Annotated in this window: 14 protein-coding genes and 1 pseudogene; 11 read left to right on the forward strand and 4 right to left on the reverse strand. The window is 50.1% G+C overall.

Annotated features, from left to right (window positions below):
- Positions 1-154: 154 nt before the first annotated feature.
- Both C8R30_RS16185 and C8R30_RS16190 read right to left on the reverse strand, forming a co-directional pair.
- Complete coding sequence (locus C8R30_RS16185) at positions 155-598, reverse strand: hypothetical protein (protein ID WP_219908859.1); 444 nt, start codon at positions 596-598, stop codon at positions 155-157.
- 54 nt (positions 599-652) lie between these two features.
- Positions 653-1,270 carry an AAA family ATPase gene (locus C8R30_RS16190; RefSeq protein ID WP_219908860.1) on the reverse strand — a complete coding sequence of 206 codons (618 nt, stop codon included), beginning with the start codon at positions 1,268-1,270 and terminating at the stop codon, positions 653-655.
- Between C8R30_RS16190 and C8R30_RS11780 the strand changes: the two genes are divergently transcribed.
- From C8R30_RS11780 to C8R30_RS11825, 11 genes and pseudogenes are all read left to right on the forward strand, one after another.
- On the forward strand, positions 1,250-1,759 hold the full coding sequence (locus C8R30_RS11780) for a hypothetical protein (RefSeq protein WP_244888105.1): 510 nt from the start codon (positions 1,250-1,252) through the stop codon (positions 1,757-1,759). The two genes, C8R30_RS16190 and C8R30_RS11780, sit on opposite strands and share 21 nt — an antisense overlap.
- A gap of 348 nt (positions 1,760-2,107) precedes the next feature.
- The gene (locus tag C8R30_RS11790) at positions 2,108-2,602 is read left to right on the forward strand and encodes a DUF2924 domain-containing protein (protein WP_107790185.1); all 495 of its coding nucleotides are present in this window, start codon (positions 2,108-2,110) and stop codon (positions 2,600-2,602) included.
- Positions 2,603-2,716: 114 nt separating this feature from the next.
- A pseudogene (locus tag C8R30_RS16195) lies at positions 2,717-2,949 on the forward strand (recombinase family protein); the annotation flags it as partial.
- A 63-nt stretch (positions 2,950-3,012) separates the two neighbouring features.
- Positions 3,013-3,876: a recombinase family protein gene (locus tag C8R30_RS11795; RefSeq protein ID WP_258192030.1), complete on the forward strand. Its 864-nt coding sequence runs from the start codon at positions 3,013-3,015 to the stop codon at positions 3,874-3,876.
- A complete protein-coding gene (locus C8R30_RS11800) occupies positions 3,873-4,310 on the forward strand; it encodes a LacI family transcriptional regulator (protein ID WP_107790186.1) in 438 nt (145 codons plus the stop codon). The genes C8R30_RS11795 and C8R30_RS11800 overlap by 4 nt, the downstream gene beginning before the upstream one ends.
- A 339-nt stretch (positions 4,311-4,649) precedes the next feature.
- A complete protein-coding gene (locus C8R30_RS11805) occupies positions 4,650-7,760 on the forward strand; it encodes a tyrosinase family protein (RefSeq protein WP_107790187.1) in 3,111 nt (1,036 codons plus the stop codon).
- Positions 7,761-8,097: 337 nt separating this feature from the next.
- Positions 8,098-8,268 (forward strand): hypothetical protein, encoded by a 171-nt coding sequence (locus tag C8R30_RS15940; RefSeq protein WP_177182385.1) that lies wholly within the window; start codon positions 8,098-8,100, stop codon positions 8,266-8,268.
- 100 nt (positions 8,269-8,368) lie between these two features.
- On the forward strand, positions 8,369-8,716 hold the full coding sequence (locus tag C8R30_RS16675) for a cytochrome P460 family protein (RefSeq protein ID WP_420812407.1): 348 nt from the start codon (positions 8,369-8,371) through the stop codon (positions 8,714-8,716).
- Between the two features lie 431 nt (positions 8,717-9,147).
- Complete coding sequence (locus C8R30_RS11815) at positions 9,148-12,513, forward strand: galactose oxidase-like domain-containing protein (RefSeq protein ID WP_107790189.1); 3,366 nt, start codon at positions 9,148-9,150, stop codon at positions 12,511-12,513.
- A gap of 315 nt (positions 12,514-12,828) precedes the next feature.
- Positions 12,829-13,128, forward strand: coding sequence for a BolA/IbaG family iron-sulfur metabolism protein (locus C8R30_RS11820; protein ID WP_239654178.1), 300 nt, complete (start codon positions 12,829-12,831; stop codon positions 13,126-13,128).
- A gap of 133 nt (positions 13,129-13,261) precedes the next feature.
- Positions 13,262-13,732, forward strand: a complete 471-nt coding sequence (locus C8R30_RS11825) for a ferritin-like domain-containing protein (RefSeq protein ID WP_090671676.1) — start codon at positions 13,262-13,264, stop codon at positions 13,730-13,732.
- Here C8R30_RS11825 and C8R30_RS11830 read toward each other — a convergent pair.
- Both C8R30_RS11830 and C8R30_RS11835 read right to left on the reverse strand, forming a co-directional pair.
- Complete coding sequence (locus C8R30_RS11830) at positions 13,729-13,977, reverse strand: hypothetical protein (protein ID WP_107790190.1); 249 nt, start codon at positions 13,975-13,977, stop codon at positions 13,729-13,731. The two genes, C8R30_RS11825 and C8R30_RS11830, sit on opposite strands and share 4 nt — an antisense overlap.
- 699 nt (positions 13,978-14,676) lie before the next feature.
- Positions 14,677-15,447, reverse strand: coding sequence for a response regulator (locus C8R30_RS11835; RefSeq protein ID WP_107790191.1), 771 nt, complete (start codon positions 15,445-15,447; stop codon positions 14,677-14,679).
- Positions 15,448-15,506 lie beyond the last annotated feature (59 nt).

Genomic DNA, 15,506 nt, shown 5'->3' on the forward strand with positions numbered 1-15,506 from the left:
GCCCGGATGAACACCAGGCAAATATCCTGCGCGCTTTGGGCATTACGTTTCCCACTAAACCAAAAATTAGCAAGCGCACAAAAATCAACAAGCATGCCGCGTAGGCAGCAGCCATTTCAGCAATATCGTCATTTTTTAAAGTAAAAACATACAATTACAGCATTAATGCGTTTGCTAGCCGGGGGAAGATCCGCCTGATCGTCCGTTCCGCACCAAGCCCTCCCTTGCCCTCGAAGGCTTCGGCAAATTGGTTGGCGGTATAACATCGGCCTTGAGCCGCCTCATCGAACAGAATCTCCAAGATGACGTCGCACTTGCGCCTTCGCTCGGCATCAAGACGCTTTCCATAGTCCTGCCTAACAAGCCGTTCATTGACAGTAACTTCCCGCCATTCATCCTTGATCTTGTCGATATGTTTTTGCGGAATGGCTGCCCCATTGCGCAATTCAAATATCAACTGCCGTGTGGTATGCGTCTCGTCGGGGCGATATAGCAGCATCCCGGTGCTGTAGTAGCCACGCAGACTACCCGCGCGGGCCAAGGCCTGAAACGGATCTTCCTCGAATTGTTTCTTGCCGAGCTTCTTGGTATGTTGCACCAACACGATGCCGGCATCAGGGTTGACAGCCTCACGAATCCGCTCTACCCGCTGTCACAGAAAGAACAACATGGCATCGTTGTCGTTTTCACCGCCACTATCACCACCGTCAAATACATTGCGAATCGGATCGATGGCGATGTTATCGGGTGCTTTTTCGCCAAATGCTTGCTTTACGGTCGGAATGACCTGGGCGAGTCCCGCATCGTCCAGGATTAAACGCAATTGCGGTGTGGCAATGAAGTTCGCTCGGGCATCTAGTAGCCGGCTTGCTGGCAGTTTTATGCTCTTCACCCGTTCCCGCAGGTAGTGGTACTGCACTTCGGCTTGCAGGTAGAAGACGCGCAGCGGACGAGGTGGCACCATGCCCTGGAATGAGGCGCCAGCCGCCATGTGCGTGAGCCATGCCAGCAGGAAATCGCTCTTGCCGACCTTGGGCGCGCCACCGAACACCAGCATGCCACCCGGTGTGAGCACACGCGGAGAAATTAGATCAGCAGGCAGTGGCGAATCGTCATCCAGCAACGCGCCAAGGGTAAAGGTCGCAAGCGTAGGAAGTAGAGCTTTGATCACCCGGCGTTCAGCACACGCGATGAATTCCAAACGATCGAGAAGGAAGCAGATGGGTTTGCGGCCACCTTTCTGATGCCGATGGATGATTTTCGTGCTCAAGTTGATGCTGAGGAACCGTCTTTTGATCTGCTAAGGCATTGTGCGAAAAGATATGATGTATCACTCATGGCGGCCATGCTGAAATGGATTGAGCTTGCACCTAAACGCACCATTGTGCTGGCTGTTCGGGATGACCATGTTCTGTGGGCGCGATCAAACAGGGCGGCTTTTATATCGGGAGCTTATCTTGCGACAAGAAAAATGACTATCCCGGTTCCGTCAGCTTCCATCATGCATTCACGTAATTGCAAAACCCAGACCGCTATCAACAAAATACCAGCCTTTGTATGGTTTAGAAAAGAGCCTGTGGACATGCCGCTTACCGAAATAAGCTTCGTGGCCAATCAATATGGAATAACGTTGGGAATACTTCTTTTGCCAGACGCGCAACCACGTTATTGGCATCAAGACAAAAACGAAACTGATGATACCGGACTTGAATCCACGATCGACCTTTTTGAGCGTCGGGGGCAGACGAACATTCGATAACCTCCATCTTTTGTTCGTCATTTTTGCATCACTTGGTTTTATCCATTATTCGCTAGCAACTCCCTCATCGCCCTCTTGAAGTCCTGGCGGCATAATTTCACCATCAAGTGAGTTGGAAAAACGAGAGGCGATACCAATGATGGATGTAAACCAAACCCCGCTCGAAAAGATGACCCCGGAGCAGCGCAGGCAGGAAATTGCAGCACTGTTGGCGCGAGGCATTGTACGTTTGCGTGAGCAAAGACCTCGGTAACCGCTAGATTTCTGTGGAGAGAGCGAGTTTGAACTTGACTCTTCTGGCTGGGGAAGCGTTCATTCAAACCCCATCAACAAGACAAAAACGTCAAAATGAACGCACGTAACACCCCATATTCTTTTCCACCATCAGTATTATCACAAATCGCCCAGCTACCTAGACTGCCGATGACAGAAATCAAGGCGCTTTGGAAACGATTATTCGGTACCGAGATACCGAACTACAATCGTCAGTTTCTGGAGCGACGCATTGCACACAAACTGCAACTCATAGAATTCCGCAAAACCAATCACAGATTGCTGGAAAGTAACGAACGGCGCATCAAGGCATTGATCGAGACCGGAAAACTGCGCAGCCGTGAAAAGGATTATCGCCCCATACCAGGTAGCGAATTGATACGGATACATAAGGATGTCGAGCATCGTGTGGTGGTAGAAGCGGACGGTCAATATCAATATGAAGGCAGCCGGTATGCCAGTCTCTCTGCAATTGAACGCGAGATCACCGGCACGCGATGGTCTGGACCGCTTTTCTTTGGGTTAAAAGCACCTGTGAAAACCAAGGCCAAGAAAGGAGCCAGGCGATGAGCGAAAACATCAAACGACGCATGCGCTGTGCGGTTTACACGCGCAAATCTACTGATGAGGAGCTGGATTGCGGTTTCTGATGATTATGACGATCCAGTTTACTCCGGTGGCAATATGGAACGGCCCGCACTGCAGCGCCTATTGGCTGACATCGAAGCTGGCAAGATCGATGTTGTTATCATCTACAAGATAGACCGATTTACGCGCAGTCTTGCCGATTTTTCCAGGATGGTCGAAGTGTTCGAGCAGCACAGGTGTCGTTTGTTTCGGTGACCCAAAATTTTAATACGACGACTTCCATGGGTCGGCTGATGCTGAACATCTTGCTGTCTTTCGCACAGTTTGAACGCGAAGTGACCGGTGAGCGCATTCGTGACAAAATTACTGCCAGCAAAAAGAAAGGTCTATGGATGGGTGGAATTCCACCTCTCGGCTACGATGTCGAAAATCGTCGGTTGGTACCCAATGAGCGTGAAGCCAAGATTATCCGGCATATTTTTCAGCGTTTTGTTGAGATTGGCTCCAGCACCATGCTAGTCAAGGAGCTGAAGCTGGATGGAGTAACTTCGAAATCCTGGGTTACTCAGAACGGCAAGGTGCGTGAGGGCAAACCCATTGATAAGGGGCTGATCTACAAACTGCTAAACAACCGCACTTACCTGGGAGAGTTGCGCCACAAAGAGCAGTGGTATCAGGCCGAGCATCAGCCTATCATCGATCGTGAACTGTGGGACAAGGCGCATGCCATTCTTGCCACCGATGGGCGCGTCCGTGGCAATACTACCCGAGCGAAGGTGCCGTATCTGCTCAAAGGTATCGTGTTTGGTAATGATGGCCGCGCCTTGTCACCGTGGCACACGACAAAAAAGAACGGGCGTCGTTACCGCCACTACATTCCACAGAGGGACGCTAAGGAGCATGCAGGTGCATCGGGATTGCCGCGTTTGCCTGCTGCAGAATTGGAATCGGCGGTGCTCGACCAGTTGCGTGCAATCTTGCGCTCACCAGAGCTGCTGAGTGAAGTGCTATCCCAGGCAATCAAGCTTGACCCAACATTGGATGAGGCAAAAGTCACCGTGGCCATGATACGGCTCGATGCAATTTGGGAACAATTGTTTCCGGCGGAGCAGAGTCGGATCGTCAAATTGCTGGTCGAGAAAGTCATTGTGTCGCCCAACGATCTTGAGGTGCGACTGCGTGCCAACGGCGTTGAGCGACTGGTGCTGGAATTAAGTCCGAAGCCAATCGCTCAGCAAGAGGAGGCATTGGCATGAGCGAAATCCGAATCCAAAAGACTGGGACGCCAGATGTTATTGCATCCAGCGATGGCAGGCTGACCTTGTCCGTGCCAATTCAGATCAAGCGCCGCAGTGGACGCAAACTGGTTACATTGCCAAATGGTGAAACTGCAAAAGCGCGGCCCTGGAATGCATCGGCAACACCACTTCAGTTGGCGCTGGCCCGGGGTCATCGATGGCTCGTCATGTTGGAGTCTGGCGAAGTCAAATCACTGAGAGAAATTGCTGCCCAAGAAGGAGTAGACAGCAGTTATGTAAGTAGGATGGTGAACCTGACTACGCTTGCGCCTGATATTGTGGCCGCGATTCTGGATGACGCGTTGCCGAACCGCATTACGCTGTTTGATATAGCGGTTGATCCGCCGGTGTTGTGGAAGGGGCAGTGGGAGCGGTTTAAGATTGTTAGTTAATGAAAGTAATTCATACGTATTTGTACGTATATTTTTAGCCAGCGTATTTCGATACCCTATTGATGCTTCAGAATCAAATTTTGTTGGATTTAATTCCTCGCTCCTTGGTGTGTAAGCTGGTTGATAACAAGCAGCTAGCTTGAAGCGCATGCTGGCGTGCCCTCGGAGGAACGGTTTTTGAGGATTTCTTAGGAGGATCCGAAACTGAAAAACAAACGGGCCAAGTAATGCTGTGCTAACACCTGCCTCTACGTTCCCGAGCGCTCTCGCTACTTTTGATTTCGGCAATCGCTATTCGTTAGGCCACTCGATTCGATAAACCACTAATGGAGATAGAATATGAAATGCCGCAAGAATGTACGCAACCTGACTCAAGCCGAAAAGAATGACTTCGTCCGCGCCTGCAAGGGTCTCAAGGGACTTCCCAGCCTTTTGCACCCAGGTACTCAGAGCCGTTATGACGATTACGTGGAGGTTCATCTCAACGCAATGAACTCCAACCCCAACTGGGGGCATGGTGACAGAGCATTTCTCCCTTGGCACCGGGAATTACTATACCGGTTTGAAAAGGATTTACAAAGCATCGTCCCCGGTGTCCGCATCCCTTACTGGGATTGGACGCGCCACAAGACTACAGCGGATGTAGGGTTTCCGTTCAAAAACGAATTTCTTGGACGTGATGGTGATCCAGCAGACAGCGACCGCGTCAAGCGCGATCCCGCGGTGCCTCTGAATGCCGATGGTACCTACCCGTTCGAGTTTGATCCCGATAATTGGACGATTGTTGTGAAAGACTTCGCCGTTGACCCCAGTTTCCTCACCCGAGATTTCGGCAGCTGGGCCGACGCTCCGGATTTGCCGGTGAACGATCCGCCGCTGCCGGTCGGCGTTAACGCCAGTTTCCGTCAGGCTGTAGGCTCCACAAGTTATGGAACGTTGCGCTCCAGAGCGGAAGACATTCATAATCTGGTTCACCGCTGGGTCGTTGGGGCGATGATCACCGCATCATCGCCAAACGACATGGTGTTCTGGCTGCACCACGCGGCGATCGACCGTATGTGGACTCTATGGCAGAAGAAAAACCCCGCGCTCGATCCCTACGTCGGCTCAGCGACATTAGGCCACGGGCTTACCGACACGATGATCTTTCACGATCCCGGCGATCCTGCCCCGTGGGTTGGCACGGCCACGCCGCAACAGATGATCGAAGGTCATACGATTCATGGCGACGGCGTTTGGTACGATACCGACCTTCCCGAGATCAGCCTCGATTCCGGGCCCACGCTTGCCTTCGGCGACATACCGGAAGGGCTGACGACGTTTCGCGCCGTACGTTTCCGTATCCAGACCTGCCGGGCGACGCGCTTTCGTATCACTGCGGCACCGACCGGCAATTTCGGTTTAACGCCACTCGGCACCGAATTTATCGCCCAGCCGGACGAAGCCGCCAATTTTGTAAACGGTTACGTATGGGTGCAGTTCCACGCGGTTGGTGCTGCTTCGCAATCCTCCAGCGTCTCCATCCAGGCGTATATCATCGATGACGAAGGCTATTACGCTGCGACCGAAGGCGCTGAATTTGCGCTGGGTTCGTGGTCGGTCAACCTCACGGCCGGTGTAGAAGCCCGCGCGAATAACGCGGTAGTGCTTGTGCTGGATCGCTCGGGAAGTATGGCCGCTGCTGCCGGCGGAACCAGCACCCGCAGTTCGCTGCTCAAGAACGCCGTGGGAGTATTTCATACCCTCATGCTTCCCGACGACGAGATCGGTGTGGTCAGTTTTGATGATCTGGTCGAAACGCCGCTACCGCTCACCACTCAGAGCGCGGGGCTGGGCACCCTTCTTACCGGAACGGCTCTGGATCCGCGAGGATTGACTGGGATCGGTCTCGGTATCCAGACTGCGGCGCCAATACTGGCCGGTTCGAGCCACACCAATCGCTCGATGCTGATACTGACCGATGGTAACGAAAATGTCCATCCCTATGTTAACGAGCTACCAGCAGGCACCATCAGTAACCGTACATTTTCAATTGGCTTCGGCCTGCCCGGCCAAGTGAGCGACACTGTGCTGAGCGCGATTGCCAGCAACACAGGAGGATTCTTCTCTGTGACCGGTAATTTTAGCACGGAAGAGCAGCGCTTTTTCCTCACCAAGCACTTCGTGCAAGTTTTGGCGGGTGCGACCAACGCAAACATCATCATTGATCCGCAAGGCGAACTGGGCTGGGGCGATTCCCATATCGTTGAGTTCGATGTCGCGGCAACCGAGGTCAGCATCGATGTCATTGCGTTGTGCCCGCTGGCCGACTTGCTGGAATTCGTGTTGCTGACGCCAGGCGGTCAGATCGTCAACCCCGCCTCGGCAGCCGTCGAGCCGAACGTGCAGTTTTTGGTCAAGGGCGATGTCGCCTTCTACCGGTTGCTGTTGCCGGCGTTACCGGCGGCAGCTGTTGGATCCCATGCCGGACGCTGGCAGGCGCATTTCCAGTTGCGCAAACTGGAAGAACTAAAAGGCTGGCTGGTCGAACATCGTCAAGCGTGGACTACTTTGGCGACACTGCGCGGGCGCGGTACGCTGCCCTATAATTGCATCGTCCACACCTACTCGAACTTGAATTTTGACGCTTTACTCATACAAGCCGCCTTCACGCCCGGTAGCGAGATCAAGCTGGAGACAACCCTGTCCGAGTACGGCGTGCCTTTTGGCCGGCAAGCCAACGTTTGGGCCGAAGTAACGCGGCCAGACGGCTCGACGGACTCTGTACTCTACAGCGAATCTGGTTCCGGCCGTCACAAGGCTGCTTACTCAACCTCAGGCGCCGGTGTGTATCAGTTCCGAGTTCGAGCCAACGGCGCGACCTCGTCAGGACACCCGTTCACGCGCGAGAAACTGCTAACGGCCAGCATTTTTGCCGGTGAAGGTGCGGGTAGTGGCGGTCTTGATGATTTGATCGACGTGATTCGCGAACGCGACGAACGGCTCTGCCGCTTGCTGCTATGCTTGACGGAACAGGGGGTACTTGATGAACGCATCGAAAAGGCGCTCCGCGAAGCTGGCATCGATATCAATGCGATCCGTAAATGTATCAAGCAGTGGTGCGCATCGAATCACAGGGACAGGGAATTGAGTATGGCGAAAACCGACGGAACAGCCTCCTTATCGCCTCATTCAACCGATCTGCTGGACGAACTGATGCGGCGGTTGGCGTTAATCGACCCTGAAATCTTCTTTACCACCACGCCGCCATCAAGACCGATTATACGCCCAGCGCCTCTACCCAAGAAGCGGATGCCTCACTCTAAGGGAGAACACTTTCCGCCCGTGAAGGCCGAGGATGAAGATGAAGGTTGCAAACCTTGCCCGGATGAGCACGATTGTGGACATGATCAAGACGACTCGTCACCGCACGGCCAGGGACATGACGAGCCATCGGGACGGGAGAGGTGAGAAGAAATAGATAGATAACCGGAGCGGAAGTTTTGGAAGCGGGCGGACGGTTTCCTATAGCAAAATGAGAGCGGAGTACCTGTCCATATAATGATTCGATCTATGAGGGGGGGTCGCCCGACCTAACAAATGACGTTATTCTAATTCTCAATAGAAATAGTAGTTATAAAATAACGTAATATCCTGTAAACAATAAGTTATATTTCAAAAATTATTGCCTTTTCTATTAGGAATTGGAATTAGATGATTGATGGTAACTTTGTCTTTAGGACCAAAGTAACAGGCATGAAACTCAGGCTGCAACAAAAGTTTCCAGAAAATTTAAAGGAGAGCGATCATGAAAATGACAGAGGCTAAAGAAATCTGGAAAAAGTGGCGTACCGACCAGAAACGGGGCAAGTTACTTTTTTCTTTGCTAATCTGCTCGTTTTTGTTCGCTGGCTGCGGTGACGACTCACGTTTCGTAAATGGAACGAGCCTTAAACTCCCCGCCGATTATCGTGAGTGACCATTCATTGTTTCAGGTCTTGGTTTGACCTACGAAGAACAGGTAACTCCCCCGGCTGCACCCGTCTTCACGAACGTATTTGTGAATCCTTCTTAATATCGTGCTTTCATGCGAACTGGAATGTGGCCTAACGAGACCGTATTCATTCTTGAATTCAGACAATCTCACACCGATACAGCCCCAAACAAAGGGGGAGCGATTTCAGGGTGAATTGCTCAAGCTTGAAGTGGAAGTGAAGGACTCCCGATTTTCAGACGGATGGGCATTCTTCGGCTTCGGATTGGGATCAGCGCTGAAAGATGTTGTTGCACCGTTGTCTGGTAGTGCTGCCGCCTCATGTGTACAGTGTCACACAAATCAGACAGCAGTGGAACGCACGTTTGTTCAGTTCTATCCCACGTTGCTGAAAGTGGCTCGCGATAAGGTCACCTTGAAACCGGGGTTCTGAGATTCGAGAATTGTTATGCCGTAATTAAATAAACGAGGTAATCAAGGAAAAGGGTGTTCATTTTTCCTATACGTCCAGGTTCCATAGTGAGCATGATTAATTTCGCTGAGACTCAATCGGAGAGCTTGGATCATGCACAGTAAAGATATTAAAGATATATAGGCTAATAGCTTAGATAAAAATAAGCGAATGTTTGTTAGTTTATCAAACTGACAGTTTCCTCATGAGAGAAAAATAAGGTATGTAAAAGTATCTTTGAACAAGTCAGCAAACCAGAGAATTTGGTACTTGCCAAAATAGTTACTAAACATTAACTATTGCGGCAGGTTCTTGAATCTGCCCATCAAATAGCGGGGGTAATTTATAGCATCAGTTGTACTTTTTGCGAAATACGATTCAATCGTCAATGTCAGAAAGAAGGAGAAGATACTATGCAATATGATATCAGAGGTCAGGTAGTTAATTTGCTTACAGGTGATGGTATCAGCGGTGTACGTATTGAAGCATGGGACAAGGATTTCGTTCTGGATGACTATTTAGGTTCAGCCAGCACGGTAACCGACGGATCGTTTTCGATCCGTTTTGATGATAGTGCGTTCCGTGACATATTCTTTGACACGTGGCCAGATCTCTATTTTAAAGTTTACTGTTACAATGAGTTGCTTGTCTCAACCGAGAACTCAGTCCTGTGGAACATCCGTCATCCACAAACCAGTGTCACCATTAAAGCCAACAATCCTAAACCACTTTCCTGCAGCGAACGCCATATCTATTTGAAGATTGAGCGGATCGAGCATTACAGCCCGGTCAGACCGCAGGAGAAAGTGGTGCCGCCAGTGCAGTACGGCCGGGATTGCATGCGCGGAGATGGGCATGAAAACGGCCTGATTCCACAAGCTGAAATTGATGCCCGTTCGCTGACAGCAGTTGTATACCGCGAATATCTTGACTCGGGTTATCTGATTCCCAAACCAGAAAAGCTAATTGCTGCTGACATCAATGAGCCTGCTTACACGCATCGTGTTCCAGGTACAGTTATTTACACACGGCCATGCCAGCGGCTGAAGATCCACGTGTGGAATACCGATGATGTACCGCATTCCCTGCATATGCACGGGTTGCGTTACGGCATCGACTCGGACGGCTCATGGCCATTTGGTACAGAAGCAACCCATCACGGCGGAAGATCCGATGCCATCTGCCCGGGGCAAACATGGATCTACACGTTTGATGTTCCCGATAATGCACTGGGTGCCTGGCCGTTTCACGACCATACTTACCATCATGACATAAAGATCGATCAAGGTCTGTTTGGCGGCGTGGTAGTACTTGGTTCATGTGACCGGCCGCCGCGCCGCTTCTGGTTCCCGTGGGAGTTGCTGCGGTCGATTTACCTTGATATCGAACAGTTGGAACGATCGCCGATATTCGTTGATAAACGCGTGCCGGAATTACTCGAATTTAATGAGGAAACAGTTATTCCACTGGTGCCGCACATCCATGCCCAACGATTAAAGGATGAGGCGCGCTTGATCCTCAAGCAGCGGCTCGATTTTCTTGAAGAATTTACCCTCAAGGAATTGGCGCTGCCACGGCGTATCATCAATACCGATCATGTGCCGGTATTTTTTCATGTGATGTCGAATCCGGAAGCAAAACCAGTATTCGATACGGATGATATAGAAGAACTTGGCGGTGAAGCAGAAATTGTGTTCGATACGGTGGGTGATTATGATTATTTTTGCCGCCATCACCCTGAAATGACCGGCGTTGTTCATGTCGTGCCCGGCGGGCCTGATCCAGTATCAGTGACGATCGTTCAGGGCCCGCCGATGGTGTTTTCGCCTGATGAGATCATAGTGGGCGTAGGGGGTACGGTCAAATGGATCAACAATAGCAATGCGCACCATACGGTTACCTCAACGCAGGGTGCATCGATGACGACGCATTGCATCAATGGCCGCGGTTTTACCGGCAATACACCCACCATTGTAGGCCGTAGCGGCCAGCGTATTCGCTGGTACGTATTTAATCTCGACACCAGTCCGACCTGGCACAATTTTCATCCCCATGCCATGCGCTGGAAATTCGGTGGCGAGTATCTCGATGTCCGCAGTTTAGGGCCGGCTGAATCATTCATCGTTGAAAGTGAAATACCGCCGGTACTATTGCTGACTGCCGAGGAGGAAAAAGCGCAGTTACCTGAGCACCGCCCGCCGGGAGCAACACTGCATCAGCTAAAAGCTGATTTCCTGTTTCATTGCCACGTTCATCATCATATGATGAACGGCATGGTGGGTCTGGTGCGCGCACGTCAGAGTTTATGGCTGACAGAGGAAATGGCGCATGAAATCAGTCATCGTACCGGTTTGCCGCTGGATGATGGCAGCAATGCCTGTCCGGATGTCGATCCGCATCCCTGCCACGGCCATGGTGGTGGCCGCTGGGAAGAGATTCCCGGTGCACCCGAAGTTGCCTTCATGCATTCCGTGCTGCTGCCAAATACACAGCGAGTGCTGTATTGGGGTTATACGCGCGCCGACCAGTCGCGCGTATGGGACTACTCAACACCAGCAGGCAGTTACATGTTGCCAGCTAACCAGCCAGCCGACTCTCCAGGGTTGGATATCAATACTTCCAATCTGTGGTCAGCGGAACATACCGTTCTCGACACTGCAGCAGGCACAGTGCTGATTCACGGAGGATTTTCACCCGACAAAGCATTTACATTCGATCCGGTGTCACTGACATGGACTCGGGTCGCGGATACGGCTGGTGACCGTTTTTATGCGACCACACTGACATTGGGCGATGGCCGTGCCGCCACATTGTATGGCAACGTCAAGACTATCGAAATCTATACTCATGGTGTCGGCTGGGCAGCGCCCATTGTCATGCCAGTCGGTATGAATCATCATCAGTATTATCCATGGACCTATTTGCTGCCTGACGGGCGCCTGTTCATTGCAGGCCCGCATGATCCAACGCACCGTGTCAATTTGGCTGCGCCAGGCGCAGCAGAAGCGTTCGCAACAATCAATGGGGACCGCAGTACCGGCGGCGAGAAAGGCTCTTCCGTGCTGTTCATATTACGGCCGCCTGCATATCAGCCGATTGCCTGCAGCATGGGCGGCAATCCTGCAGCTGCGCAAAAGACGGTAGAAATGATCAACTTATCCGCAGTCGCACCGGCATGGACTGCACTACCGGATTTCAATGTGCCACGTGCAGAGCAATTTACAGCTACATTGCTGCCTGACGGGCGTGTATTTGTCGCAGGCGGCGTAAGCGGCGGCCCAGATGGCGATGTGTGTGAAATTTTCGATCCACGCAATCCGGGAGCTGGTTGGGTGATGGGTCCAGCGATGAAGTATGTTCGTACTTATCACTCATCGTTCATCCTGCTTGCCGATGGCAGCGTGCTTGCAGGCGGCGATCCTCAGTCGGGCGGCGCGCCGACACCGCATGAGCGTTTCTTTCCTGATTATTTTGATATGTTGCGGCCGGTAATTGCCAATGCACCAGCAACAATCAATTATGGCACCAGTTTCAATATTACTACACCGAATGCCGCGGATATTACTGAAGTAGTGCTTCTACGCGCGGGTACGGTAACGCACGGCTTCAACATGTCGCAACGCGGGCTTGAGTGCATGGTAAGCGCCATAGGAGCAGGTGTGTTAACGGTTGATATGCCGGCAAATGAAAATCTTGCGCCGCCGGGATGGTACTTATTGTTCATTCTCAATGCCAATCGCGTTCCTTCGACAGGACGGTGGGTGCGGGTAACGGCATGACTTCGTTGTTGATTCTATGCTTGCTGAGATTGCTATATGGGGTTATCTTGCTTTAGTTTAGGTTCTTGAGCAGTATCGACGTGCTCGAGAATCATTTAGTTAGTGCATTAGGGAATTAACGTGAGTTCGGGATAAGATAAGCAGCTAAAGGAATCTGAATTCCTTATGATGAAGCGATTTGGGAAAAGAATTTCATCATGAGAGGAGTCAGATTCCGGTGGATACTATAACGATTTTTTGTGCGACTGACGATTTTTGTAAAGGGTTTGAACCATGGTACGAGCAGTGGTTTGTCGGAGTTTGAAAATAAAAAATGTGATTGAGACCAAACTGCATGCACTGCAACCCCAGTTTCTGGAAGTCATCAATGAAAGTCACAAACACAATGTACCCGTGGGATCTGAATCTCATTTCAAGGTGACAATCGTTTCCAGTGAATTTAATGGAAAAAAGCTGTTAGCGCGTCATCGAATGGTGAACACCATCCTGGCTGAGGAGCTTGCTCATTCTATTCATGCGCTTTATCTGCACACAATGACAATCGAAGAATGGTTTGAAAAGAGCGGGACAGTCAATAATGCTCCACCCTGTCTTGGAGGTTCAACGGCCAAATAAACCTTGGCACAGCCACTTCCTACATTGAGAGTGAAGTTAATCCATCTAAATCAGTTGCTCAATCGCTTAGTGTATATTACAGAGTATCCTAAATAATCCTCAGGCTATTAGAGCTAAGTAAAGGAGAAATCAAATGAATGAGAAATTCGATAAACCAGCCGTGCTGAATTGCCTCAGTAAGATCCTTGAACTAGAGTTGGCTGGCGTGGTGCGTTACACCCACTATGCCTTCATGATCTATGGCTACAATCGTATTCCAATTGTTTCCTGGTTGCAGGAACAAGCTGATGAATCCTTAGCTCATGCCCGAGAGGCAGGTGAGCTGATCACTCACTTAGGTGAGCATCCCTCCTTGGCAATTGGTCCTTTGTTGGAAACCCATCAGCATGACATTGGCGACATACTGCGTGAATCCATGGAACACGAGCGTGAAGCACTAGCGACTTACAAAGAATTGTTGTCTCTGGTGGAAGGCAAATTCGTGATGCTTGAAGAGTACGCTCGCCGACTAATTGCCGCAGAAGAAATGCATCAAGGCGAAGTGGATAAAATGCTACGTCGGCCGGGTGCCGTGGCTGCTTTTTCAGAGGCGAAAGCGCCCTAAACTGAATACGTCATCGAATGGGTGCGAAATTCGCTGATCTCTTCTTCTTCAGTATTTGCAAGATAGAATTTCTGCCAGTTTTCCCCACCCACGCTCATCACCATACCATTGAGTTTCGGGGCGACGCTCAGAATCAGTTCGGCAGAACCGAGAGTAGCTGATTGTTTCAGATCAAGAAGCGCAGGGGAGGAGTGCCACCAAGTGCGGCTGATTCTCGGAATGAGTTCGGTTTGCTTCAAGCACATCGATACTTGCAGAAAAACAAGTTTGGATTCTTCGGCTATTTGTAGGCACAGATTACTGATCTGCGGACTGTTAATCCGATGGTCACTGATATGAGACAGGAATGGGACGCTATCGATGGATAACTCATTGTAATATAGAGATATTATCGAGGTGATTTAATACATATGGCGGAGTGAGCGCCGGATCTCGAGTTTTGCTTTCACATTACATCAAATTTCTTGCATGTGTGGAAAGTATGCTATGCGGACAATTCGAGGCCAATGCCACTTTTTTTCGTATCGGTGTAATCGACCTCGATTTGCTCGTCCTGTTCAAACATTTTGCCTTGGGCGGCGATTGATAGCGTCATCGAGTAACAACGGCGCGTTGGCGCTAAGGATCGTCGTCAGATTCTTCCAGTCCGTTCTGGGATATTCGCAGTAATAGCTGCCAAGCTGCGCAGCTGATTTCTCCTTTATCTACTTGCGTTACGTCATCATAAGAAGGACAAATTTGCTTTCAAAAAATTGATATGTGCCGATAACACTGAAAATAGCAATGTCATACTCATACTCGCTATTGAATTCACTGTATCTCCACCAATTTAAACAAGCTTGGTGTTCTCATGAAAGTGTGTGATGCAGCAGTGATGTGACCCCGTACTTCGATTGAGTGAAGGCGCAGCAGCAACGAAAAAGACGTCGCTGTGCTAGGCTTTGTTATAATCCATTAGACACCACCCCCATTACCAGCTGGAAAAGTTCTTCAGCTCTATTTGTAGATCCAACCGCACCTTTCTCTCGTGCCATTTTCTTATGCTCTGGCAGGTTAGATCTTGTATAGATAATAAATGGGGTTAAATCACCATTAGAGCGCAATTTTTCTAAAAGGACATAACCTTCTTGTGGCCCCTCTTTTCGCCCCATGTCCGATATTATTGCTACATACCTATTTTTCAAAAGCTTATCAAGTGCTTCGCTAGTTGAAAGCGCTAGATCAAATTCAATTCCTTGAGCTTCAAATGCTTGGCGCTCATAAACGTTGTTGCTTGGTCTATCATCAACCCATAACACCCGATTTTTCCATTTCTCTAGTTTTAGTTTTCTCGTGGTCTTTGATACAACGTCTACAATTTCTTGCAATTGTACATTGTTAAGCACGTTCTCGTCCCCGTACTGACGTGCTGTAGCTGCTGCTAAGGATGCTACCGACGCTATCTGAGCTTTAAAAAAATTATCTTCATTTTTGAAATCGGAAGGGCCATACAGTTTATTGTGATGTTTTGCTACCAGCCAAAGAAACCCAAAGAAAACAATAACCGGAAAAAGCACCATAAAATAAATCAGAGGAACAACATGCTCAGTAATGCCAGAACCCAATCCAACTACCAACGACGCAAATCCGTATACCAGAACAATAAACAACGCAATTATCCCTAGTGGGCTTCTGGTGAAGCCTTGGGTTGAGCTTGCAAACTTTTCGAGCTCCACCAATCTTCCTCTATGGTTAATAATTAAAATTATACGGCTGAAATAATGCAATATATATT

Origin of the sequence: Nitrosomonas nitrosa (genome assembly GCF_003051105.1) — a bacterium.
Lineage (GTDB): Bacteria > Pseudomonadota > Gammaproteobacteria > Burkholderiales > Nitrosomonadaceae > Nitrosomonas > Nitrosomonas nitrosa.

What these genes read in the sequence shown, in the direction of transcription:
- C8R30_RS11795 (WP_258192030.1), top strand. Translation starts at nt 3,013, where the DNA reads ATGGGTGGAATTCCACCTCTCGGCTACGATGTCGAAAATCGTCGGTTG.
- C8R30_RS11830 (WP_107790190.1), bottom strand. Translation starts at nt 13,977, where the DNA reads ATGTGCTTGAAGCAAACCGAACTCATTCCGAGAATCAGCCGCACTTGG.
- C8R30_RS11815 (WP_107790189.1), top strand. Translation starts at nt 9,148, where the DNA reads ATGCAATATGATATCAGAGGTCAGGTAGTTAATTTGCTTACAGGTGAT.
- C8R30_RS15940 (WP_177182385.1), top strand. Translation starts at nt 8,098, where the DNA reads ATGAAAATGACAGAGGCTAAAGAAATCTGGAAAAAGTGGCGTACCGAC.
- C8R30_RS11780 (WP_244888105.1), top strand. Translation starts at nt 1,250, where the DNA reads ATGGATGATTTTCGTGCTCAAGTTGATGCTGAGGAACCGTCTTTTGAT.
- C8R30_RS11825 (WP_090671676.1), top strand. Translation starts at nt 13,262, where the DNA reads ATGAATGAGAAATTCGATAAACCAGCCGTGCTGAATTGCCTCAGTAAG.
- C8R30_RS11790 (WP_107790185.1), top strand. Translation starts at nt 2,108, where the DNA reads ATGAACGCACGTAACACCCCATATTCTTTTCCACCATCAGTATTATCA.
- C8R30_RS11800 (WP_107790186.1), top strand. Translation starts at nt 3,873, where the DNA reads ATGAGCGAAATCCGAATCCAAAAGACTGGGACGCCAGATGTTATTGCA.
- C8R30_RS11805 (WP_107790187.1), top strand. Translation starts at nt 4,650, where the DNA reads ATGAAATGCCGCAAGAATGTACGCAACCTGACTCAAGCCGAAAAGAAT.